The sequence below is a fragment of the Streptomyces sp. NPDC002537 genome (assembly GCF_053594975.1).
The window spans coordinates 1-22115 of sequence record NZ_JBSFWT010000029.1; the positions used below are offsets into that span (position 1 = coordinate 1).

Consider the following 22115-nt stretch of genomic DNA (forward strand, 5'->3'; position numbering starts at 1 on the left):
AATCCCCGGCCGAAACCGGTTCATCGTTCGACTTGCATGTGTTAAGCACGCCGCCAGCGTTCGTCCTGAGCCAGGATCAAACTCTCCGTGAATGCTTACCCGTAATCGGGTCGACACCACGAGAGCGGAACAACCAGGCGGAATAAGCCCGGTCGTTCACAGCGTCCTCGCTGTGCGCCTTCCTCAAGAGGAAGGACTTTTCAAAGGAACCGCGTCCCAGCCAAACGGCTGGAGACGGGGTATTTTATAGTCTGGCGTTGACTTTTGGCACGCTGTTGAGTTCTCAAGGAACGGACACTTCCTTTGTACTCACCCTCTCGGGCTTTCCTCCGGGCGCTTCCCTTCGGTATTTCGTGTTCCGACTCTATCAGATCCTTTTCCGTGCCGTTCCCGGCTGGAATTTTGTTTCCGATCCCCTGTCGGCGGGGTGTTCACTACTTTAGCGGCTTTCCCGTCCGGCTCCTAATCGAGCCGATCGGCATCCGAATTTCGGCACAGCGAAATTGGACCCCGATCAGGGGCAGTACTCGTAGCAGTGATTGTGCCGCTCGTCGGTCCGCGCACAGGGCGCCGTCCGTCTCAAGCGGCTCGGGCTACGTTAGATGTTCGGCGGCCCGGAGTCAAGCGCCGTCCCTAGGTGTTCTTCCCGCCCCGGCGGCGGGGGGCGTGCGGGCGGTACGGGCTGACCGTGGGGTCGCCGTCCGCCCAGAAGCGCCAGGGGTGTGCCGCGCCCTCGCCGCCCACGCCTGTACGCGGTCCGCTGCGCACCTGGCCGGCGTGGAGCGGATGTCCCGTAAGGAGGGACAGCGGTGTCCCCGGGCCACCGCAGAGATCGGTGCCGTTCAGGTCGCGGTCGACGTCAAGGGCGGTCGCCAGGCGGGCCGGGCCCTGGGCGAGCTCGCGGTCACGCCGGGCCTTCGGCCGTCGCGTGCGGGCGAGAGGTGCTCCCTCGACGACCTCGCCCGCCCTCAGCAGTACCCCGCTCGCCATGCCCTCCGGACCGCAGACGACATTGAGGCTGAACCACATGCCGTAGATGAAGTAGACGTAGGCGTGGCCGGGCGGTCCGAACATCGCCGCATTCCGCTCGGTGCGGCCGCGGTAGGCGTGCGAGCCCGGGTCGGCCTCACCCGCGTATGCCTCGACCTCCGTGATGCGGACCTCGATCGGTCCCTCCGGGCTCGTCCGGACGAGCGTGCGGCCCAGCAGGTCGGGGGCGACCTCCAGCACGGGACGGTCGAAGAACTGCCGGGCGATGGGCCTACGGTCGGGCGCGGCGATCATGCTGATCGAGCGTAATGGAAGGGCCCCTGTCATGGGCGGGTCCGGGGAGGAAGCGGGGAAGCATGGGTTTCAAGAAGCTGCTGGCGAGCCTGGGGGCCGGGGGTGCCTCGGTCGAGACGGTGCTGTTCGACGAGAACGTCGTACCCGGTGGCGTCGTCCGGGGTGAGGTGCGCGTCCAGGGCGGCTCGGTCGCGCAGGAGATCCAGGGGCTGTCCGTGGGACTCCAGGCCCGGGTGGAGGTCGAGGGCGGGGAGGAGGAGTACGAGCAGGACGTCGAGTTCACCCGCATACAGCTCGGCGGGGCCTTCGAGGTGCGGGCAGGGGCGGTGCACGTGGTGCCGTTCGGGCTGGAGGTGCCCTGGGAGACTCCCGCGACCACCTTCCTGGGGCGGCACCTGACCGGTATGCACCTCGGCGTCACCACTCATCTGGCGATCGCGCGTGCCGTCGACTCCGGCGACCTCGACCCGGTGCACGTGCATCCGCTGCCGGCCCAGCAGGCGATCCTCGGCGCGTTCGGGCGGTTGGGTTTCGCGTTCAAGAGCGCGGATCTGGAGCGGGGGCGGATCCGGGGGACGCGGCAGCGGCTGCCGTTCTATCAGGAGATCGAGTTCCGGGTGCCCGAGCGGTACCGGGGGCTGAGCGAGGTCGAGCTGTCGTTCGTGGCGGACGGGCGGGAGATGGACGTGGTGCTGGAGATGGACAAGAGGTCGGGGGTCTTCGGCGGGGGCGGCGATACGTACCGCTCGTTCGTCGTCGACCTGTCCTCGTACGGCGGGGTGGACTGGGCGGCGTATCTGGACGGGTGGTTCACCGAGGCCGGCGGGCGTCGCGGCCGGCTCTGACCGCCGGTTCCCGTTCCCGGCCCCGCCGCGTGGCGGGGCCGGGGGCACGGGCTCAGCCCAGCAGGACCGTCAACGGGGCCTCGCCGTCCGTCCAGTAGTCGACCGCCTCGTCGAAGATCGACTCTGCCGTGCGGGCGTCCCTCGGGGCGGCGGTGCGGAACGCGTCCCAGTCCTCCGCCAGGAGGACGTAGCCGCGGGCCTTGCTCTCGTCGCGCCACCAGGAGAGGTCCATGAGGCAGTCGGCGAGGGCGTCCCAGTTGTGTCCGAACCACTGGGGGAAGTCCAGGGCGGTGGCGCACCGGTCGAGGAAGCCCGCCTTGTCCGTCACGCCGCCCAGCGGCAGCGTGGCCGCCCGCCAGTCCGCGTCGGCGGCGAGCGAGATCACGCGGGAAGCGGTCTCGGTGGGGGGCAGCCGGTAGAGCCCCGGGGGGATGGTGCCGATGAAGAGCCCGGTGAGGCCGGGCGCGGGGAGCAGGCCGGTCATGGTTTCACCACCGCTTGGAAGGTCTCGTAGTGGTCGCCGGTGTAGTAGCGCTCGGCGTGGTTCCCGGTGATGATGCGGCGGGCGCCGCGGGTGCGGGAGCCGGGGGTGGGGACGGTGTACTCGTGGTAGTAGCCGCGCGCCTGCTTCGGCAGCCGGTTCTCGTAGTTGCCGAAGACCGTGCCGTCCTTGTCGTACGGGAACGGGCCGCCCTTGTCGATGAGTTCGAGGGTCTTGCGGGCCTCGGGGGGCAGTTGGTCCGGGGAGACGGTCCGCATGCCCTTCGCCCACGCGGGCGCCCCGGCGGAGCCCGGGGTGGTCCGGGTCGGGCCCGCGGTGGAGGTCGTCTTCGCTTCCTTGTGCCCGCCGGAGGAGCAGGCGGGCAGGAGGAGCAGGGGCAGGGCGGCGAGGAAGGCGGTCAGCACGCGCAGGGCGCGGCCGGCCGGTCGTCGTCGGATGAGTCGAAGCTGTCGGAGCACATTCGTATGGTCGCAGCCCCGGCGGCGGATGCCTGGCTAGGCTGGCGGCTTCATCGTTCCACTCGTAAACAGGAGGCTCCGAAGTGCCCGAGCAGAAGCGACCGCCGCTCCCCCACGACTTCCATCCGTCGGTGCCCTCGTTCACCGTGGAGAGCGAGGATCTGACGCCCGGTGGGAGGCTGGCCGACGCCCAGGTGTACGCCAAGGGCAATCTTTCGCCGCAGCTGCGCTGGGAGGGTTTCCCCGAGGGTACGAAGAGCTTCGCCGTGACGTGCTTCGACCCCGACGCGCCGACCGGCAGCGGCTTCTGGCACTGGGTCCTCTTCGATATTCCGCTGTCGGTGACCGAGCTGCCCGCCGGGGCCGCGAGCGGGGAGCTGAAGGGGTTGCCCGAGGGAGCCGTCCACGTCCGCAACGACTACGGGACGCGGGACTTCGGCGGTGCCGCGCCGCCGGCCGGGGACGGGCCGCACCGCTACGTGTTCACGGTGTACGCGGTGGACCAGGAGAAGCTGGGCCCGGACGCCGAGGTCTCGCCCGCGGTCGTGGGCTTCAACCTGCGATTCCACGCGCTCGGCCGGGCGCAGCTGATCGGTGAGTACGAGGTGCCCGCCGCCGGCTGAGGTCCGTGACCGGGCGGGCCGACCGGAAAAATGCGTTGCGCCCCGCCGCCCCGAATCGCACAGTGGTGCATGGCTGACGGCCCCGCATGGCCGTCGGGCAGTGGATACCGCAGTGGCGGGGGCGGCGGGGCGCTGACGCGTCCGCCGTCTGCCGGAGCCCAGGGCCTCGGTCCGGGCGCCCGCGTCCGCTGCCGTGCGCTCCGGGCCCTGTGTCTCACACGGGGGAAGGGTCCGGAGCGCTCCCTTTTCTCCTTCTGTTCCACTCCCTTTCAACTCGCTTTTCCCGTACGGAAATTACGTTGTCTCCCGTTCTGTCCAGGGGCACAGTTGAGCCATCTTTGCCGCTGGGGCGGGGACGGGCCGGGAGGTGTTCGGGGTGCGGGAAACGCTGGTGCTCAATGCGACGTTCGAGCCGTTGGCGACGGTGACGCGGCGGCGTGCCGTGGTGCTCGTGCTCCAGGGCAAGGCCGTTGTCGAGCAGGCGAGACCGGGGCGGGTCCGGGCGTCGGCGGTCGACGTACCCGTGCCACAGGTGATCAGGTTGTGCCGGTATGTACGGGTGCCGTTCCGAAGACGGGCGCCGTGGTCGCGGCGGGGTGTGCTGGTGCGGGACCGGCACCGGTGCGCGTACTGCGGTCGCCGGGCCACGACGGTGGACCACGTGGTGCCGCGTTCACGCGGGGGCGCGGACAGCTGGCTGAATACGGTCGCGGCGTGCGCGGAGGACAACCACCGCAAGGCGGACCGGACGCCGGAGCAGGCGGGGATGCGGCTGCTGACGCCGCCGTTCGAGCCTTCGCCGGCCGATGCGTTGATGCTGGCGCTGGGTCTGCGGGACGAGGTGCCGGAGTGGTGGGCGGGGGCCGGGCGGGTCGCCGTGTCCGCCTGAGTGCCGGGGCGGGCGGGGGTTCTCCCCTGCCCGCCCCTTCCAGCAGTCGGGGCTCAATCGCCGGACGGGCTTGATTCCCCGGTCACTTCAGCTGGTCACTTCAGCCGGTCACTTCAGCAGCATCTCGACGATGGCCACGATGCCGACCACGACGATGACCCCGCGCAGTGCCGTGGGCGGCAGGCGGCGGCCGACCTTGGCCCCCAGCTGGCCGCCGAGGGTGGATCCCGCGGCGATGAGCAGGGCGGCGGGCCAGTCGACGTCGGCGACGAAAACGAAGAAGAGCGCGGCGACGCCGTTGACGACGACGGCGAGGACGTTCTTGAGGGCGTTGATGCGCTGGAGGTCGTCGCGGAGCAGCAGGCCCATCAGGGAGAGGTAGAGGACCCCTTGGGCCGCGCCGAAGTAGCCGCCGTACGCGCTGGCGAGCAGGAGGCCCACGAGGAGCGCGACGCCGCCGTCGGTGGCGGCTTCGGTGGTGCCGTTGCGTTCCCGGCTGCGGGCCAGTGCCCTGGCCAGCCGGGGCTGGAGCACGACGAGGACCAGGGCGATGCCGATGAGCGCGGGCACGATCGTGTCGAAGGCGCTGGACGGCAGCGCGAGCAGCAGGACGGCTCCGGTGAACCCGCCGATCAGGGCCGTCACGCCGAAGCGGACGACGCGGCCGCGCTGGCCGCGGAGTTCCCTGCGGTAGCCGATGGCGCCGCTGATGTTGCCGGTGACGAGCCCCAGGGTGTTGGAGACGTTCGCGGTGACCGGCGGGAGCCCGAAGGCGAGAAGCACCGGGAAGGTGAAGAGGGTGCCCGAACCGACGATGGTGTTGATGGTGCCCGCGCCGACGCCCGCGGCGAGGATCGCGAGTGCTTCCCAGATGGACAAGGCCATCTCCTTCATGATCAGTGTGTCGCCTCCCCGCCCATGAGGGGTCGAGGGGCCTTACCGATCATGCAGGAGCGACCCGGCGTCAGTCGATGGGCGGCTGCTCCCGGCGGGGCGTCTCCTTGGTCACCTTCGGGCCCTGGCCGCCACCGCTGCGCGACGGGCCCATGGGGCCGAAGTTGCCGACGGCGCCGCTGAGACCCTTGAGGGCGTCACCGATCTCGCTGGGGACGATCCAGAGCTTGTTGGCATCGCCTTCGGCGATCTTCGGCAGCATCTGGAGGTACTGGTAGGAGAGCAGCTTCTCGTCGGGGTCACCGGCGTGGATGGACTCGAAGACCGTGCGGATCGCCTGGGCCTCGCCCTCGGCGCGCAGGGCGGCGGCCCTGGCCTCACCCTCGGCGCGGAGGATCGCCGACTGCTTCTCGCCCTCGGCGGTCAGGATCTGCGACTGGCGGATGCCCTCCGCGGTGAGGATCGCGGCGCGCTTGTCACGGTCGGCGCGCATCTGCTTCTCCATCGAGTCCTGGATGGAGGTGGGCGGCTCGATGGCCTTGAGCTCCACGCGGTTGACGCGGATGCCCCACTTGCCGGTGGCCTCGTCGAGGACGCCGCGGAGCGCCGCGTTGATCTCCTCGCGGGAGGTGAGGGTCCGCTCCAGGTCCATGCCACCGATGATGTTGCGCAGGGTGGTGACGGTGAGCTGCTCGATGGCCTGGATGAAGCTGGAGACCTCGTAGGTCGCCGCGCGCGCGTCGGTCACCTGGTAGTAGATGACGGTGTCGATGTTGACGACCAGGTTGTCCTGGGTGATCACCGGCTGCGGCGGGAACGGCACGACCTGCTCGCGGAGGTCGATGCGGTTGCGGATCGAGTCGATGAAGGGGACGACGATGTTCAGCCCGGCGTTGAGGGTCCGGGTGTAGCGGCCGAAGCGTTCGACGATGGCCGCGCTGGCCTGTGGGATCACCTGCACCGTCTTCATGAGGGCGATGAAGACGAGCACCACCAAGATGATCAGGACGATGATGATCGGTTCCATCGTGGCTCCCCGTGCCTGTCGGTGTTGATCTCTTCGGTGAAGTCTTTCAGAACGCGGTGGCGCCGTGCAGGGAATGAGGCCATATCGAGCCGTGCGCGGGCGCTCACAGGACGACGGCCGTCGCGCCGTCGATCTCGACGACGTCCACCTGCTGGCCCGCCTCGTAGCTGCGGTCCGCGTCGTAGGAGCGCGCCGACCAGATCTCGCCGGCGAGTTTGATGCGGCCGCCGTTGCCGTCGACCCGTTCGAGGACGACGGCCTGACGGCCCTTGAGCGCGTCCACCCCGGTCTCCAGGGCGGGGCGCTGGCGGCGGTGCCGGTTGGCGACGGGCCGCACGACGGCGATGAGGGCGACCGAGACCACGGCGAAGACGACGAACTGGGTGACGGCTCCGGCGCCGAGCCGGGAGGTGACGGCGGCGGCCACGGCTCCCGCCGCGAGCATCCCGAACTCGGGCAGCGCGGTGACGACCAGCGGGATGCCCAGTCCGACGGCGGCCACCAGCCACCACGCCCATGTGTCCACGTGTTCATGGTAGGCGCGACGGCCGCCCCCGGACAGTGCGCGCGGGGGCGGGCCGTGGGGGTGGGGCGGGGTCAGGTAAGGGGCAGGCCCTGAGCCGTCCAGCGCTGCCCCTGACGCTCGACCACCAGGGGGAGGCCGAAGCAGTGGGACAGGTTGCGGGAGGTGAGTTCGAGCTCGACGGGGCCCGCGGCGAGCACCTTGCCCTGGCGGATCATCAGGACGTGGGTGAAGCCCGCGGGGATCTCCTCGACATGGTGCGTGACCATGATCATCGAGGGGGCGAGCGGGTCGCGGGCGAGGCGGCCGAGACGGCGCACGAGGTCCTCGCGGCCGCCGAGGTCGAGGCCCGCGGCGGGCTCGTCGAGCAGCAGCAGCTCCGGGTCGGTCATCATCGCGCGGGCGATGAGGGTGCGCTTGCGCTCGCCCTCGGAGAGGGTGCCGAACTTCCGGTCGAGGTACTCCGTCATGCCGAGGACGTCGAGGAAGGCGCGGGCGCGCTGCTCGTCGACCTCCTCGTAGTTCTCCTGCCAGGTGGCCGTCATGCCGTACGCCGCCGTGAGGACCGTCTGCAGGACGGTCTGGCTGCGGGGCAGCTTGTCGGCGAGGGCGATGCCCGCCACGCCGATCCGGGGGCGGAGCTCGAAGACGTCGACCGCGCCGAGCTTCTCGCCCAGGACCTTGACGGTGCCCGTGGTCGGGAAGAGGTAGCTGGAGGCGACATTCAGGAGGGTGGTCTTACCCGCACCGTTGGGGCCGAGGATGACCCAGCGCTCCCCCTCCTTGACCGACCAGGAGACCTGGTCCACCAGAGCCCGGCCCTCGCGGACCACGGATACGTCCACCAGTTCCAGCACTTCGCTCATGAGCGCGTTGTCTCCCATTGCAGTGTCGTCGTCGCTCGCCCCTGTGGGCGGAGCCCCCAGGGGACAGCCCCAGGGAAAAACTTACGCCACCCGTTGTCGGTGCCAGTCCCTAGGCTGGGGCCATGCTCGATGAACATCGCTCAGGACGGCTCACTGCGTGGGGAAATGCCCTCATTGCCGGATTCACCTCTCCCGATGACGCCGCGCACCGGATCACGGGTGACGACGCCGCGCACCGCGTCGTCGGCCTGCCCGGGGAGCCCGGTCCGGTCGGCCTCACGCTGGCCCTGGGGCGGCTGCGCGCGCTGGGGGCCACGGGGCTGCGCCTCGCGCTGCCGGTGCCGGGGCATCCGCTGGGGCTGAGCGGGCCGCCCGAGTTCAACGCGCGGGCGATGGAGGCGGAGGAAGCGGTCATCGCGCCGGGCGCGGCACTGGGGCTCGTCCCCGAGGTGTACGAGGTGGGCCCGGCCGGCGATGTCCACGTGGAGGTGACGTGGCACTGCCTGCCCGTACGGGACACCCCGCCCGCGGACGTGCCGTCGCTCGGGGAGGCCGAGCGGGAGCTGGCCGAGGCGCTGCGCGACGCGACCGAGGTGCTCACCCGGCTGGACGTGGCGGGCTCGGGTCCGGTGGCACAGGCGGCGCTGGAGGCGTACCGCGCACGGGCGGAGCGGGGCCGTGAGGTGCTCGCGCCGGGTTATCCGCCGCGCGCGGTGCGCGTGCTGGAGCTGGCGCAGCGGGTCGGCGCGCTGGTGTCCATCGCGTACGAGCCCGGTGACCGCGAGGGCCGGGAGCACGGCGGCGCGGTGAGCGCCTCGGAGATCGCCGCGCGCGCCGCGGCGCTGCGGCCGGTGGAGCGGACGGCCCGGCGGGCCCAGGTGGCCGCGTACAACGCGATGGCGGAGGAGCGGGAGCGGAGGCGGCACTGACCGCCCCGGGCATACATGCGGCGAGGCCCCGCGGACGGAGCGTCCGCGGGGCCTCGCCCTGTACCGACGAGCGCCGTGGGGTCAGTCCTCGTCCCCGTGATGGTGACCGTGGTGGTGACCCATCTCGTGGTGGTGCTCCTCCTCCGCGTTGATGCAGGTGTTGCCGAAGGTCGGGTTGAGGAGCCCGAGGATGATGTCGATGGTGTTGCCACAGACATTCAGCGGCACCTGGATCGGGACCTGGATCACATCGCCGGAGACGATGCCGGGCGAGCCCTTGGCCACACCGTTGGCGACGGCGCCCCCGCCCTCGTCGTGGGCGACGGCGGCGCTGACGGAGGCGCTGAGAGCCATGCCCGTCGCAGCCAGGAGGAGGGCAGCCTTCTTGGCACTGTTCATGGAGGGTCTTCCTTCTGCTGATGTCCTTGACGGCCCCAGCCGCGGGGTCGCGTACTGATGAACGCCAGCGCGCCGCCGATGGCACGGCCATCAGCGGCGTTTGCCCTCATTCGGGCGATTGGTCGCCCCCGCCCGCCCGGCTCCGTCGTGCCGGAGCCGGACAGGCGACGCATCAACTACTTGTTGACGCAGAGGTTCCCGGCCGCCGGGTTGAGGACACCCACCACGTTGATGGTGTCGCCGCAGATGTTCGCGTCCACGTCGACCGGCACCTGGATGACGTTGCCGGAGACGACGCCGGGAGAGTTCTTCGCCTCGCCCTCGGCCTGGTGGGCGGAGGCCGCACCGGCGCCCGCGAAGGCGAGACCGCCGAGGGCGATCGTGACGGCAGCGACCTTCTTCATGTTCTTCACTCTTCTAATGACCTTCCTGGAACGTTGTCACGGCCAGCCGCCGCGTACGCCATGGAAAACGGGTCACGGACGGTCAGGTTGCGGGGCCAAGTGGACCACCACACGACCGTATGAATCTCTGATCTGAAGACGACGTTCCGGATGACCGGATCATGCGCCGATCCCATGTCGTACCGCCCATAGCGCCGCCTGGGTGCGGTCGGCGAGGTCCAGCTTCATCAGGATGTTCGAGACGTGGGTCTTGACAGTCTTCTCCGAGAGGACCAGGGCTCTGGCGATCTCCCGGTTGGAGCGGCCGTCCGCGATCAGGGCGAGCACCTCGCGCTCCCGCTCGGTGAGCGCGTTGCCCCTCCCCTGGCCGTTGCCCGCCTCCTCCTGGGACAGCAGGGCACCGGCCACCTCGGGCTGGAGCAGCACGTGCCCGGCGTGCACGGACCTGATCGCGCCGGCGAGGGCCTCGGGGTCCACGTCCTTGTAGACGTAGCCCGCCGCGCCCGCCCGGAGCGCCGGGATCACGGTGCGCTGCTCGGTGAAGCTGGTGACGATCAGCACCCGGGCGGGGTTGGCGAGCTCCCGGAGCCTGCGGAGCGCCTCGATCCCGTCGGTGCCGGGCATCTTCACGTCCATGAGGACCACGTCGGGGCGCAGCTCCTCCGCCCGTTCGACGCCCTCGGCGCCGTCGGCGGCCTCCCCGACCACCTCGATGTCGTCCTGGACCTCCAGGAAGGTCCGCAGCCCCCGGCGGACCACCTGGTGGTCGTCCACCAACAGCACCCGGATGATGCGTTCCTCAGCCACCCGGCACCTCCATCTCGATCGCGGTGCCCTTCCCGGGCTCCGAGACAACGGTCAGACTGCCGCCGGCGCCGCTCGCCCGGTCCCGCATGGAGACGAGGCCGAGGTGGCGGCCCTCGCGGCGGACGGCGCCGGGCTCGAAGCCGCAGCCGTCGTCGGCGACGCGCAGCGCGGCGCCCTGGCCCACGCGGGTGAGGGTGACCTCGACGCGCCGGCCCCCGGAGTGCCGCAGGGCGTTGTGGAGGGCCTCCTGGGCGACCCGCAGCAGCGCTTCCTCCTGGGCGGCGGGGAGGGCCCGTATGCCCTGGGAGGCGAAGGTGACGCGGGCGGTGTGGGCCCGGTCCAGGACCTGGATCTGGGTGCGGAGGGTGGCGACGAGCCCGTCCTCGTCGAGGGCGGCGGGGCGCAGCTCGACCACGGCGGCGCGCAGCTCGTCCGCGGCCTCGGCGGCGAGCCGGGTCACCTCGTGCAGTTCGACCTTGGCGCGGGCGGGGTCGCGGTCGACGAGCGCGGTCGCGGCCTGGGCGGTGAGGCGCAGGGAGAAGAGCTTCTGGGCGACGGCGTCGTGCAGCTCGTGGGCGAGGCGGGCGCGTTCCCCGGCGATGGTCAGCTCGCGGCTGCGCTCGTAGAGGCGGGCGTTGGTGAGGGCGATGGCGGCGTGCTGGGCGAGGACGCCGAGGAGTTCCTCGTCCTCGGCGGTGAAGCCGCAGCCGCCCTCGGGTTTGGGGCACCTCTTGTTCGCGAGGAAGAGGGCGCCGAGGATCTCCTCGCCGTCGGCGACGGGCATGCCGATGAAGTCGCTCATGTCGGGGTGCGCGTCGGGCCAGCCCTCGAAGCGGGGGTCCTTGCGGACGTCGGCGAGCCGCTGCGGGGTGGCGTCCTCGAGCATCGACGCGAGGATGCCGTGCTGGCGGGGCAGCGGGCCGATGGCCTTCCACTGCTCCTCGCTGATCCCGTCGACGACGAACTGGGCGAAGCCGCCGTGGTCGTCCGGGACGCCGAGCGCCGCGTACTCGGCGTCCAGCAGGTCACGGGCGGAGACGACGATCGTCTTGAGGACGTCGCGCACCTCCAGATGCCTGCTCATGGCGAGCAGGGCGGTGCTCACGGCGGTGAACCCGGAGCGTGGGCCATTGGTCATGAGGCTCACGGTACCGAGGTGCTCAGGGGGGCGTATCGGGCCGTCGGCGGCCCGCTCCCCGTCCCGGGGGCCTAGGCCGGAAGTCCCGGTCCGCCGGGTTCCGGGGGCGAGTTCGGGGATGTGCCCCTCATGGAACGCCGCCGGGGACCAGACTCGGGACATGTCTATACCAACGACACGATGGACACCGACCCACGGCGATCCCTACCGGCCGGTGCCCTATCGCCCCGAGCGGATGCCCGCCGCCGAGTCCCTGGCCCGCGCCGCCGAGCTGCGGGAGCGGATGGACCGGCGCAGGACCGTGCGGCAGTTCGCCGCGGATCCGGTGCCGGAGCAGGTGGTACGGGACGCGATCGCGTGCGCGGCCACCGCGCCCTCCGGGGCGCACCAGCAGCCGTGGACCTTCGTCCTGGTGAAGGACCCGGAGGTGCGGCGGCGGATCCGCGCCGCCGCGGAGGAGGAGGAACGGGTCTCCTACGAGGGGCGGCTGGGCGAGGAGTGGCTGGCGGCGCTGCGGCCGCTGGGCACGGACGAGGTCAAGCCGCATCTGACGGACGCGCCCGCGCTGATCGTGGTCTTCCAGCAGCGGTACTGGCTGGGTGCGGACGGGGAGAAGCGGAAGCACTACTACGTGGACGAGTCGGTGGGCATCGCGGTCGGGATGCTGCTGTCGGCGCTGCACCTGTCGGGGCTGGCGGCCCTGGTGCACACGCCGAGCCCGATGCGGTTCCTGTCCGAGGTGCTGGGGCGCCCGGCGAACGAGAAGGCGTTCGCGGTGATCCCGGTGGGCTATCCGGCGGCGGACTGCCAGGTGCCGGATCTGGTCCGCAAGAGCCTGGACCAGGTGCTCGTGGAGATCTGACGCGCGGGGATCCGGGCACGGATGGGGACGCGCCACGCATGGGGATCCGAGCGCTCACGAGACCCGAGCAAACGATCACATACGCAAAGCGTCAGGGTGTGCACACCGGGTGAGCCCCTAGGGGGCCCGGTGTGACGCCGGGCATAGGACACAGATCACCTACGAACCCGGCTAGTGGATAAATAAGGCCTCCATAAGCGGGCGGAGGGCCCCTCGGCGACCACTTTCGCCCGGTCGCCGAGGGGCCCTCCGCAACGAAGCCGGGTAGTACGTCACTCCTTTGCCACAGCTTTTTGCTGCCGCTAACAATTGCCCCGTCGCAGGGCGCCGTCGATCGAGACGCGGCGCTTTTTGCAGCGCCTCTCCGGGCCACTGCGACTCAAGCGATTGGAAGAGGTTCAGCTCAGCATGCGCTCCCCCATCTCCGGCTATAGCCGTCTCACCAAGGTCCACAAGTTCTCCGCCGCGGGCATCGCCGCGGCCGGTGTGGCCGCCCTGACGTTCGCCGCCCTCCCGGGCGGTGCGGCCGACGCGGGCACCCAGTCGATCGCCGTCAAGCCGGTCGCGTGGAACGCCAAGGCCCTGGGCGTCGAGGACCAGCAGGAGCAGCTCGGCAAGCAGTCGGACATCGCCGCGAAGCTGGCGAAGTCCGAGGCCGAGGCCAAGCAGAAGGCGGAGGCCGAGGCGAAGGCCAAGGCCGACAAGGAGCGGGCCGACAAGGAAGCCGCGAGCCGCTCCGAGGAGCGCAAGCCGGTCGAGCAGGCCGCCCCCGCCGCCCCGGCGAAGAAGGCCTACGCCAACAACCTCGACGGGTGGATCCGCGAGGCCCTGGACGTCATGGCCGCCCACAACATCCCGGGCTCGTACGACGGTCTCCACCGCAACATCATGCGCGAGTCCACCGGCAACCCCCAGGCCATCAACAACTGGGACTCCAACGCCGCCGCGGGCATCCCCTCCAAGGGTCTGCTCCAGGTGATCGACCCGACCTTCAAGGCGTACCACGTCGAGGGCACGTCCTGGGACATCTACGACCCGGTCGCCAACATCGTCGCCGCCTGCAACTACGCGGCCAAGACGTACGGCTCGATGGACAACGTCAACTCCGCCTACTGAGCGGACCGACGGACCAGCACATAACGCCGAAGGGCGGCACCCGGACCGGGTGCCGCCCTTCGGCGTTCTCACGGATGCGTCACTTGCGCATGACCTCGGGCTCGTGGCGGCGCAGCAGCCGGGCGACCGCGAAGCCGCAGACGATGCCGAGGGCGACGAGCACGCCCACGTCGATGGCCCACTGGCTCGCGGTGTGCGCCCACAGCGGGTCGGTGTTGTCCCGGTTGTTCTTGTCCATCGGCAGGCTGATGTGGACCAGGTCCAGCGTCGCCGCGGCCGCGCCGAGCGCCCAGCGGGAGGGCATCAGCCAGGCGGCCTGCTCGACGCCCGGCGAGTCGTAGATCTTGAACATGATGCCGGTGAAGACGACCTGGACGATCGCGAACATGACCAGCAGCGGCATGGTCTTCTCGGCGGTCTTCACCAGGGACGAGATCACGAGGCCGATCATCATCGAGGTGAAGCCGAGGGCGATGACCACGAGGCAGAGCTCCGCGGCCGGCAGGTTCTTGAGGATCAGGCCCTTCGTCGGCAGCTCGCGGGTGGAGAAGCCGATGGCGCAGATGAGCACGCCCTGCACCGCGGTGATCAGGCCGAGCACGATCACCTTGGACATCAGATAGGCGGAGCGGGACAGGCCGACGGCGCGTTCCCGTTCGTAGATCACCCGTTCCTTGATCAGCTCACGGACGGAGTTGGCCGCGCCGGAGAAGCACATGCCGACCGCGATGATCAGCATGATCGTGCCGGCGTCCTGGTTGAAGTGGCCCTTCGCCGGGGTGCCGAGGCCGTAGTCGGCGGGGATCACACAGCTCACGCCGCCGAGCACGGCGGGCATGATGAGCATCAGGCCGATGAAGCCGCGGTCCGAGGCGATGACCGACGCATAGCGGCGCATCAGCGTCCACAGCTGGGAGCCCCAGCTCTGCGGCTTGGGCGGGCGGACCATCTGCGGCTGGACGTGCACCGACTGCGGGGCGACGGCGTCGATGTCCGCGGCGTACATCTGGTAGTGCTGCGAGCCCTTCCAGCGGCCCGCCCAGTCGTAGTCGCGGTAGTTCTCGAAGGCGGAGAAGACGTCCGCCCAGGTGTCGTAGCCGAAGAAGTTGAGCGCTTCCTCGGGCGGGCCGAAGTAGGCGACCGAGCCACCGGGCGCCATCACCAACAGCTTGTCGCACAGCGCCAGTTCGGCGACCGAGTGGGTCACCACCAGGACCGTGCGGCCGTCGTCGGCGAGGCCGCGCAGCAGCTGCATCACATCGCGGTCCATGCCCGGGTCGAGGCCGGAGGTGGGCTCGTCCAGGAAGATCAGCGAAGGCTTGGTGAGCAGCTCCAGGGCGACGGAGACACGCTTGCGCTGGCCGCCGGAGAGGGAGGTGACCTTCTTGTCCTTGTGGATGTCGAGCTTGAGCTCGGTGAGGACCTCGCCTATCCGGGCCTCGCGCTCGGAGGCCGCGGTGTCGCCGGGGAAGCGGAGCTTCGCGGCGTAGCGCAGCGCCTTCTGGACCGTCAGCTCCTTGTGCAGGATGTCGTCCTGCGGGACCAGGCCGATGCGCTGGCGGAGCTCGGCGAACTGCTTGTAGAGGTTGCGGTTGTCGTAGAGGACGTCGCCCTCGTTGGCCGGGCGGTAGCCGGTGAGCGCCTTGAGCAGCGTGGACTTGCCGGAGCCGGACGGGCCGATGACGGCGATCAGCGACTTCTCGGGGACGCCGAAGGAGACGTCCTTGAGGATCTGCTTGCCGCCGTCGACCGTGACGGTGAGGTGACGGGCGGAGAAGGAGACGTCACCGGTGTCGACGAACTCCTCCAGCCGGTCGCCGACCAGGCGGAAGGTGGAGTGACCGACACCGACGATGTCGTGGGGGCCGATGAGCTGCCGGCTGACGGGCTGACCGTTGACATAGGTGCCGTTGTGGCTGCCGAGGTCGACGATCTCGAAGCGGCCGTCGCCGGTGGCCCGGAACTCGGCGTGGTGCCGGGAGACCTGGAGGTCGGAGACGACCAGCTCGTTCTCCAGGGCACGACCGATGCGCATCACACCGCGGCCGACGGCCATCTGGTGGAAGCTGGTCGGGCTGCGGTCGCCGTAGACGGGCGGGGTGCCACCGCCCTGCGGCGGGGTACCACCCTGCGCCGGGGGCTGCTGGGCGGGCTCGGGCTGCGCCTGCTGCGGAACGTACGCCTGCTGGTACGGCTGCTGCGCCTGCTGCTGGTGCTGCTGCTGCCAGGCATCCTGCTGCGGCTGCTGGTACGGGGGCTGTTGCTGCCAGCCGGCCCCGGGCTGCTGGTGCTGCGGCGGCTGGTGGTGCGCCGGAGCCTGCGGCGCGGCCATCGCGGTCTGCGCGCTGTAGAGGTCGGCGGCCGGGGCGCCCACCCCGGCACCGGCGCCGGCGGCGGCGATATTCAGCCGCGGGCCGTCCGTCGCGTTGCCGAGGTGCACGGTCGAACCCGGGCCGATTTCCATCTGGTGGATCCGCTGACCCTGCACATAGGTGCCGTTGGTGCTGCCGTGGTCCTCGATGACCCAGCCGCGTCCACCCCACCGCACGGTGGCGTGCCGCCATGAGACGCGAGCGTCCTGCAAGACCATGTCACCCTGCGGATCACGCCCCAGGGTGTACGACCTGGACGGATCGAGCGTCCAGGTCTGTCCATTCAATTCCAGTACGAGTTCCGGCACTCCATGCCCCACTACTTGTCCCCCGATGAGCCCCCTGCACAGGGAGTCTAGGGATGGCGAACATCGGGAGGAACTATTTCAGGCACAGTCCCCGAACCGAAAGTCGGGGAAGGGCGCGACCTGGTAACGGGCGCCGTTGACGGACCCGAACCACACCCGGAGAGTGGTAACCGCCACGGATACGTACGGATCATGCGCAATCCGGGCAGCGGGTCGGGAACGGGGGGGCCGTCATGACCATGAAAAGCGCGGGGCGGGACCGTGGCGGAATATCCGTCGCGGAGCTGATTCTTACCTCGATAGCCGCTGTGAGCTGGGCTTTTCTCGCTATGGCGGGAATTGCGGCACTGGGGCTGCATTTGCTGGGGGCGGACGCGGCGGGGGCGTTGGGCCCGATGACCGCGGCCGCCGTGGTGCTCGCCGTGGGCGGCTCCGTCACCCCTTCGGGGGATCTGGAGGCATTCGGTCTGAAGGGCGCGGCGGCGCACAGCGCCATCGAAATCGCGCCACTGGGCGTGAGCTTGGCGGGCGCGCTCCTGCTGGGTCTGGTTTTCGCGCGGTCGCTGCGTTCGGCGGGCACGACGGTGCGCGCCGGGGAGCTCGCGGCGCGGGCGGGCGCCGTGGCCGTGCTCTTCCTGCTGCTCCTCGGCGGGCTGGCGTGGGTGGGCTCGGACACCGTCACGATCGACGGGAGCGGCCTGGGCATCGGGGGCGCGAACGGCGGCGGGCCGGGCCTGTCGATCCCCGGCATCGGGGACATCGGCGGCGGGCTGCCGGACCGGCTCGCCGGGCTGGCCCGCGCCAAGGCGTCCGTGGGCTTCTCCGTGGACACCGCGTCCTCGCTGCTCGGCGGCGCGGTGTGGGTGCTCGGGGTGCTGCTGGTCACGGTGCTGGCCGCGCGGCGGGCGCCGCTGCCCAGCGGCTGGGAGGTGCTGCACCGGACGGTGCGCCCGGCGGTCTCGGCGCTCTGCGCGGTGCTGGTCCTCGCGGTCGGCGCGGGCCTCTCGGCGGCGCTGGCCGCGGCGGCGGCCGACGACCACCCGAAGCGGGTGCTCGGCGGAGCGCTGCTCGGGGCGCCCAACGGTGTATGGCTCGGGGTGCCGCTGGGGCTGCTGGTGTCCTGGCGGGGCACGGCGACGGGGGCGCTCGTCCAGGTGCTGCCCTCTCCGCTGGACGAACTGCTCAGCGCCAAGGCCGACGAGCCGGTGACGCTGGGGCGTCTGGCCCAACTGGACGGGCGGGTGTGGCTGCTGGGGGTCGGGTGTGTGCTGCTGATCCTGGCGGCGGGGGTGCTCACCGCGGTCCGTACGCCCCGCGGCGAGCTGGGCGCGGTGGCCTTCGCGGGGCGCTGCGCGGTGTCGCTGGGGGTGGCGACGGCTCTGGCGCTGCCGCTGCTGGTGCTGGCGACCCGGGTCAAGGCGGACGCGGGCCTGTCCGTGCTGGGCTTCGACGCCGTGGGGGCGGGGCTGGAGTTGCGGGGCAGCGTGCCGATGGCGCTGGGCCTCGGCGCGGTGTGGGGCGCGGCCGCGGGGGCGGCGGGCGGGCTGCTGGCGTACGCGGTGCGGGCGGCGGGACGGCGCGCGGTGGCACCCGCGACGGGCCGGGGCGGCGGCCGTACGTATCCGGACCTGGCGTATCTGCCGGGCCCGTACTCCCCGCCGGCCCACCGGCCCGCGCTCGACGAGACGAATCCCTACAAGCGTGACGAGCTGCCCCCGCACCGGCGCCGCGAGGAGCCGAACCCGTACCGGCAGCAGCCGCCGGCCGACGACCGCTTCACCGCGCCGACGCAGCCGGCGATACCCCCGCCGCCACCTCGGCAGCGGCCCCCGCGGCGGCCCGGGTCCAGCTACCGGTACGGTTCCGCTTCGCCGGAGGAGGGGCCGCCGCCTCCGGGGCGCCCGCCGGGCCCGCCTCCGGGACCACCGCGGGGGCGACGTTAACGAGCCGTAGTCCGGTTCTTCGCCGTCCGGTCACGGGACAGGTGTACGGATCCTCCGTGAAGCCGGATACGGTGGGAGGACCATGAGCGCATCGCAGACCTCGCCTGTCACTGCCGTCATCGGGGACGACGACCCCACCCTCCTCGTCAAGATCTTCGGGAAGGACCGGCCGGGCATCACGGCCGGACTGTTCGACACGCTCGCCGCCTTCGCCGTCGACGTCGTCGACATCGAGCAGGTCGTCACCCGGGGCCGGATCACCCTCTGCGCGCTGGTCACCGCTCCGGCGGGCGGCGGCGCGATGGAGGGGGAACTGCGGGCGACGGTGCACAGTTGGGCGGATTCACTGCACCTCCAGGCGGAGATCATCTCGGGCCGGGGCGACAACAGGCCACGCGGCACGGGGCGTTCCCATGTCACGGTGCTCGGCCATCCGCTGACCGCCGAGTCGACGGCCGCCATCGCCGCCCGGATCACGGGCACGGGCGGCAACATCGATCGCATCTTCCGGCTCGCCAAGTACCCGGTGACGGCGGTGGAGTTCGCCGTCTCGGGTACCGAGACGGAGTCCCTGCGGACCGTACTGGCCACGGAGGCCGCGGCGCGCGGGGTGGATGTGGCGGTCGTGGCGGCCGGTCTCCAGCGGCGGGCGCAGCGGCTGATCGTGATGGACGTGGACTCGACGCTGATCACGGACGAGGTCATCGAGCTGTTCGCGGCGCACGCCGGGTGCGAGGCGGAGGTCGCGGAGGTGACCGCGCGGGCGATGCGCGGCGAGCTGGACTTCGAGCAGTCGCTGCACGCCCGGGTGGCGCTGCTGGCGGGGCTGGACGAGTCGGTGGTGGACAAGGTGCGGGCGGAGGTCCGGCTGACGCCGGGCGCCCGGACCCTGATCCGGACGCTGCAGCGGCTCGGCTATCAGGTCGGGGTGGTCTCCGGCGGGTTCACCCAGGTCACGGACGACCTGCGGGAGCGGCTGGGGCTGGACTTCGCGTCGGCCAACACCCTGGAGGTCGTGGACGGCAAGCTGACCGGCCGGGTCATCGGGGACATCGTGGACCGGGCGGGCAAGGCCCGGCTGCTGCGGCGGTTCGCCGCGGAGGCCGGGGTGCCGCTCGCGCAGACCGTGGCGATCGGGGACGGCGCGAACGATCTGGACATGCTGAACGCGGCGGGGCTGGGAATCGCGTTCAACGCGAAGCCGGTGGTGCGGGAGGCCGCGCACACGGCGGTGAACGTGCCGTTCCTGGATACGGTGCTCTATCTTCTGGGCGTCACCCGGGAAGAGGTCGAGGCGGCGAACACGCACGAGTAGCCCTGCGGGCCGCACCCGGGATACGGCGGGTTTCCGTCCCCTCCCGGGTGCGGGTCCGTACCCACCTGCGGCGGGGGCGTCCTTCGGCCGCGTCCTCAAACTCCCCCAGCTACCTCCCCCGGACTCCGTCCGGGGGGACCCCCAGGAGGTGCCCCCAGGACGGGCTGAACTGCGTGCCCCGCGGCAAAAGAGCCGAGGCTCAGCCGCGCGGGCGCCAGAAGTCCGTGAGGTGGGCGGCGCCCAGTTCCACCGACTTCCAGGTGCCTGTGAAGGTGAGGACGGCGATGGATGCCGTCGGGAAACCGGAGCGGTTCATGCGGGTGAGCGCGTCGCCCTCCGCATCGCCCGCGAGGCCTTCCGCCAGGCCGTGCATGCCCGGGTTGTGCCCGATGAGCAGCAGGTCGGTGACGTCCTCGGGGGTCTCGTTGATCACCGCGATGAGCTCGCCGACCGAGGCCTCGTACAGCCGGTCTTCGTAGACCGTGCGGGGGCGCTGCGGGAGCTCGGAAACGGCGAGCTTCCAGGTCTCGCGCGTGCGGGCGGCGGTGGAGCAGAGGACCAGGTCGGGGACGACGCCTGCGGAGGCGAGGTGGCGGCCGGCGGCGGGGGCGTCCTGGCGGCCGCGGTCGGCGAGCGGCCGGTCGTGGTCGTCCACGTCGGGCCAGTCGGCCTTGGCATGGCGGAGAAGGACGATCCTGCGGGTCGGTTCGGCGCTCATGGTGTCCAGCTTCGCACGAAACGGGCGGCGGGGCTCGGGGTGTTGGGGGCTGTGCCCATCGCTACGCGCCCATCGAATGCTGGACGAAGTCGACGAGGTGCGAGAGCGCGCCCGTCGCGGCGAGGGCGGTGCCGGACTCCGGCGCCGCGGGTGTGGCGAGCAGGGCGAACAGCACCGCGAAGGCCACTGCGGGCAGCACCAGACCCCACCAGGGCAGCCTGGTCTGCACGCTGCCGCGGGTCCGGTGCGGGGTGCCGGCGGACATGGGATCGCCTCCGAGTCGGTCCAGGGACACCGCGCCGTCGCGGTGTACTACGAACCTACGGAGAACGAGGCCCCGTTCCCATCCGGTGAACCACCCACTTGTCCCTGACCCGGACCCCCTAGGGGATGGGGGGTTAACCCCCCGACAGGGACGGCCGGAGGTCAGGGCGAGGCGAGCGTCGCGATCACGGCGATGACCGCGGTGATCGCGAGCATCGCGCCGAGGATGGCGAGAAGCGTCTTCTGGCCGTTCTTGGGGTTGGGGTCGAGCACGGGCTGCTGCATGGCACCAGTGTCGCACTTCGTCCCGGACTCGTACGGCCGGGTCAGATCTCGTCCTCGACGGTGCGGTTCCGGCCGGCCAGCACGCCCGTCACGATCTGAGGCACCATCAGCGCGGCCATCAGGGCGATGGGCCAGTTCCAGCCACCGGTGCGCTCGTTGAGCCAGCCCACGAGCAGGGGGCCGGGGATGGAGATGAGATAGCCGATGCTCTGGGCGAAGGCCGACAGCCGCACCACGCCCGCACCGGTCCGCGCCCGCATGCCGATCATGGTCAGGGCCAGCGGGAAAGCGCTGTTGGAGACGCCGAGGAGCACCGCCCACACCCAGGCCCCGCCCGCGGGGGCCAGCCACAGGCCCGCGTACCCGGACAGTCCGAAGGCGGCGAGCGCGACGACCAGGACGCCCTGGTGGGGCAGGCGGGCGGCGAGGCCCGGCAGCACGAAGGAGAGCGGCACGCCCACCACCATGGTCATCGCAGCGAGCACACCGGCCGTGGAGGCGGAGACCCCGGCGTCCCGGAAGATCGCCGGCAGCCAGCCCATGACGATGTAGGCGCCGGTGGCCTGGAGGCCGAAGAAGAGGCCCAGCGCCCAGGCGGTGGGGCTGCGGGTGATCCTGGCGCCGGGGGCGTCCTGCGCGGCGCCCGGAGCGGGTGCGAGATCGCCATCCGTCCGGCCGCGGGCGCTGATCGCCAGCCAGGTCAGGGCCGCCACGACGGCGAGCACGGCCCAGGTGGTGAGCCCGAGCTTCCAGCTGCCGCCCATCGCGTGGGTCAGCGGGACGGTGGCGGCGCCGGCGACACCGGCACCGCCGGAGAGCGCCATGGAGTAGAGGCCGGTCATGGTGCCGACCCGGTCGGGGAACCAGCGCTTGACGAGGACCGGCATCAGGACGTTGCTCACGGCTATGCCCGCGAGTGCGAGGGCGCTGAGGGCCAGGAAGGCGGGGACCCCGCCGGCGTACGGCCGCAGGGCGAGGCCGGCGGCGATGACCGCCATCCCGGCGCAGACGACGCGGGCCGCGCCCCAGCGGCGGGCCAGCCGGGGCGCCGCGATGCCGAAGACCGCGAAGCACAGCGCGGGCACGGAGGTGAGCAGTCCGGCGACGGCGCCGCTCATGCCGAGCCCGGCCTTCACCTCCTTCATCAGCGCGCCCAGGCTGGTGATCGCGGGCCGGAGGTTGAGGGCGGCGGCGACGAGACCCATGACGAGGAGCCGGGTCTGCCAGCGGCCGGGGGCGCGGCCGGGGCCCGGGGCGGTGGTGTCGGTGGCGGGGGGCGGTGCGGCGGTGCCGACCGCCGTGAGATCTTCGTCTGCCGTGTGTGCCATACCGGCATCATAGAAT

The 22115-nt window shown here is 71.3% G+C and carries 24 protein-coding genes and 1 rRNA gene; 8 read left to right on the top strand and 17 right to left on the bottom strand.

Annotation, left to right across the window (positions count from 1 at the left end):
• A 16S ribosomal RNA gene (locus ACWD4A_RS15590) occupies positions 1-92 on the bottom strand; the annotation flags it as partial.
• Between the two features lie 541 nt (positions 93-633).
• Positions 634-1284: a DNA-3-methyladenine glycosylase gene (locus tag ACWD4A_RS15595; protein WP_451194058.1), complete on the bottom strand. Its 651-nt coding sequence runs from the start codon at positions 1282-1284 to the stop codon at positions 634-636.
• A 62-nt stretch (positions 1285-1346) separates the two neighbouring features.
• Between ACWD4A_RS15595 and ACWD4A_RS15600 the strand changes: the two genes are divergently transcribed.
• The gene (locus ACWD4A_RS15600) at positions 1347-2129 is read left to right on the top strand and encodes a sporulation protein (protein ID WP_451194059.1); all 783 of its coding nucleotides are present in this window, start codon (positions 1347-1349) and stop codon (positions 2127-2129) included.
• A 52-nt stretch (positions 2130-2181) separates the two neighbouring features.
• Here ACWD4A_RS15600 and ACWD4A_RS15605 read toward each other — a convergent pair whose 3' ends face one another.
• On the bottom strand, positions 2182-2613 hold the full coding sequence (locus ACWD4A_RS15605; protein ID WP_451194061.1) for a barstar family protein: 432 nt from the start codon (positions 2611-2613) through the stop codon (positions 2182-2184).
• Positions 2610-3089, bottom strand: a complete 480-nt coding sequence (locus tag ACWD4A_RS15610; RefSeq protein ID WP_451194063.1) for a ribonuclease domain-containing protein — start codon at positions 3087-3089, stop codon at positions 2610-2612. Before ACWD4A_RS15610 ends, ACWD4A_RS15605 begins: the two co-directional genes overlap by 4 nt.
• An 83-nt stretch (positions 3090-3172) precedes the next feature.
• On the opposite strand from ACWD4A_RS15610, the gene ACWD4A_RS15615 reads away from it, so the two are divergent.
• Both ACWD4A_RS15615 and ACWD4A_RS15620 read left to right on the top strand, forming a co-directional pair.
• A complete protein-coding gene (locus tag ACWD4A_RS15615; protein WP_451194065.1) occupies positions 3173-3712 on the top strand; it encodes a YbhB/YbcL family Raf kinase inhibitor-like protein in 540 nt (179 codons plus the stop codon).
• A 376-nt stretch (positions 3713-4088) separates the two neighbouring features.
• Positions 4089-4601, top strand: coding sequence for an HNH endonuclease (locus ACWD4A_RS15620; RefSeq protein ID WP_451194067.1), 513 nt, complete (start codon positions 4089-4091; stop codon positions 4599-4601).
• Positions 4602-4709: 108 nt separating this feature from the next.
• On the opposite strand, the gene ACWD4A_RS15625 is transcribed toward ACWD4A_RS15620, so the two are convergent.
• From ACWD4A_RS15625 to ACWD4A_RS15640, 4 genes are all read right to left on the bottom strand, one after another.
• Positions 4710-5480 carry a sulfite exporter TauE/SafE family protein gene (locus ACWD4A_RS15625; RefSeq protein ID WP_451194069.1) on the bottom strand — a complete coding sequence of 257 codons (771 nt, stop codon included), beginning with the start codon at positions 5478-5480 and terminating at the stop codon, positions 4710-4712.
• An 85-nt stretch (positions 5481-5565) separates the two neighbouring features.
• Positions 5566-6522 (bottom strand): SPFH domain-containing protein, encoded by a 957-nt coding sequence (locus ACWD4A_RS15630; protein ID WP_451194071.1) that lies wholly within the window; start codon positions 6520-6522, stop codon positions 5566-5568.
• A gap of 103 nt (positions 6523-6625) precedes the next feature.
• Positions 6626-7048 carry an NfeD family protein gene (locus tag ACWD4A_RS15635; RefSeq protein WP_451194073.1) on the bottom strand — a complete coding sequence of 141 codons (423 nt, stop codon included), beginning with the start codon at positions 7046-7048 and terminating at the stop codon, positions 6626-6628.
• 71 nt (positions 7049-7119) lie between these two features.
• On the bottom strand, positions 7120-7911 hold the full coding sequence (locus ACWD4A_RS15640) for an ABC transporter ATP-binding protein (protein ID WP_451194075.1): 792 nt from the start codon (positions 7909-7911) through the stop codon (positions 7120-7122).
• Positions 7912-8033: 122 nt separating this feature from the next.
• Between ACWD4A_RS15640 and ACWD4A_RS15645 the strand changes: the two genes are divergently transcribed.
• Positions 8034-8840, top strand: a complete 807-nt coding sequence (locus ACWD4A_RS15645) for a hypothetical protein (protein ID WP_451194076.1) — start codon at positions 8034-8036, stop codon at positions 8838-8840.
• 81 nt (positions 8841-8921) lie between these two features.
• Here ACWD4A_RS15645 and ACWD4A_RS15650 read toward each other — a convergent pair whose 3' ends face one another.
• The 4 genes from ACWD4A_RS15650 to ACWD4A_RS15665 form a co-directional block, all read right to left on the bottom strand.
• Positions 8922-9239, bottom strand: coding sequence for a chaplin (locus ACWD4A_RS15650; RefSeq protein WP_451194078.1), 318 nt, complete (start codon positions 9237-9239; stop codon positions 8922-8924).
• A gap of 176 nt (positions 9240-9415) precedes the next feature.
• Positions 9416-9652, bottom strand: a complete 237-nt coding sequence (locus ACWD4A_RS15655) for a chaplin (RefSeq protein ID WP_451194080.1) — start codon at positions 9650-9652, stop codon at positions 9416-9418.
• A gap of 150 nt (positions 9653-9802) precedes the next feature.
• Positions 9803-10450, bottom strand: coding sequence for a response regulator (locus tag ACWD4A_RS15660; protein WP_451194081.1), 648 nt, complete (start codon positions 10448-10450; stop codon positions 9803-9805).
• Complete coding sequence (locus tag ACWD4A_RS15665) at positions 10443-11588, bottom strand: GAF domain-containing sensor histidine kinase (protein WP_451194083.1); 1146 nt, start codon at positions 11586-11588, stop codon at positions 10443-10445. Before ACWD4A_RS15665 ends, ACWD4A_RS15660 begins: the two co-directional genes overlap by 8 nt.
• A gap of 160 nt (positions 11589-11748) precedes the next feature.
• Here ACWD4A_RS15665 and ACWD4A_RS15670 point away from each other — a divergent pair, with 160 nt between their 5' ends.
• Complete coding sequence (locus ACWD4A_RS15670; protein ID WP_451194085.1) at positions 11749-12450, top strand: nitroreductase family protein; 702 nt, start codon at positions 11749-11751, stop codon at positions 12448-12450.
• 408 nt (positions 12451-12858) lie between these two features.
• Positions 12859-13566 carry a transglycosylase SLT domain-containing protein gene (locus ACWD4A_RS15675; RefSeq protein ID WP_451194087.1) on the top strand — a complete coding sequence of 236 codons (708 nt, stop codon included), beginning with the start codon at positions 12859-12861 and terminating at the stop codon, positions 13564-13566.
• Positions 13567-13645: 79 nt separating this feature from the next.
• Here the strand turns inward: ACWD4A_RS15675 and ACWD4A_RS15680 are convergent, their stop codons facing one another.
• Positions 13646-16258 carry an FHA domain-containing protein gene (locus ACWD4A_RS15680; RefSeq protein WP_451194088.1) on the bottom strand — a complete coding sequence of 871 codons (2613 nt, stop codon included), beginning with the start codon at positions 16256-16258 and terminating at the stop codon, positions 13646-13648.
• A gap of 221 nt (positions 16259-16479) precedes the next feature.
• Here ACWD4A_RS15680 and ACWD4A_RS15685 point away from each other — a divergent pair, with 221 nt between their 5' ends.
• A complete protein-coding gene (locus ACWD4A_RS15685) occupies positions 16480-18189 on the top strand; it encodes a streptophobe family protein (protein ID WP_451194090.1) in 1710 nt (569 codons plus the stop codon).
• Between the two features lie 82 nt (positions 18190-18271).
• A complete protein-coding gene (gene serB / locus ACWD4A_RS15690; protein ID WP_451194091.1) occupies positions 18272-19504 on the top strand; it encodes a phosphoserine phosphatase SerB in 1233 nt (410 codons plus the stop codon).
• Between the two features lie 199 nt (positions 19505-19703).
• Here the strand turns inward: serB and ACWD4A_RS15695 are convergent, their stop codons facing one another.
• From ACWD4A_RS15695 to ACWD4A_RS15710, 4 genes are all read right to left on the bottom strand, one after another.
• Entirely contained in the window at positions 19704-20222 is a 519-nt protein-coding gene (locus ACWD4A_RS15695) for a SixA phosphatase family protein (RefSeq protein ID WP_451194093.1), read from the bottom strand.
• Positions 20223-20283: 61 nt separating this feature from the next.
• A complete protein-coding gene (locus ACWD4A_RS15700) occupies positions 20284-20487 on the bottom strand; it encodes a hypothetical protein (protein WP_451194095.1) in 204 nt (67 codons plus the stop codon).
• Between the two features lie 161 nt (positions 20488-20648).
• On the bottom strand, positions 20649-20771 hold the full coding sequence (locus tag ACWD4A_RS15705; protein ID WP_451194096.1) for an SGM_5486 family transporter-associated protein: 123 nt from the start codon (positions 20769-20771) through the stop codon (positions 20649-20651).
• Between the two features lie 41 nt (positions 20772-20812).
• Positions 20813-22099 (bottom strand): CynX/NimT family MFS transporter, encoded by a 1287-nt coding sequence (locus ACWD4A_RS15710; protein WP_451194098.1) that lies wholly within the window; start codon positions 22097-22099, stop codon positions 20813-20815.
• Positions 22100-22115 lie beyond the last annotated feature (16 nt).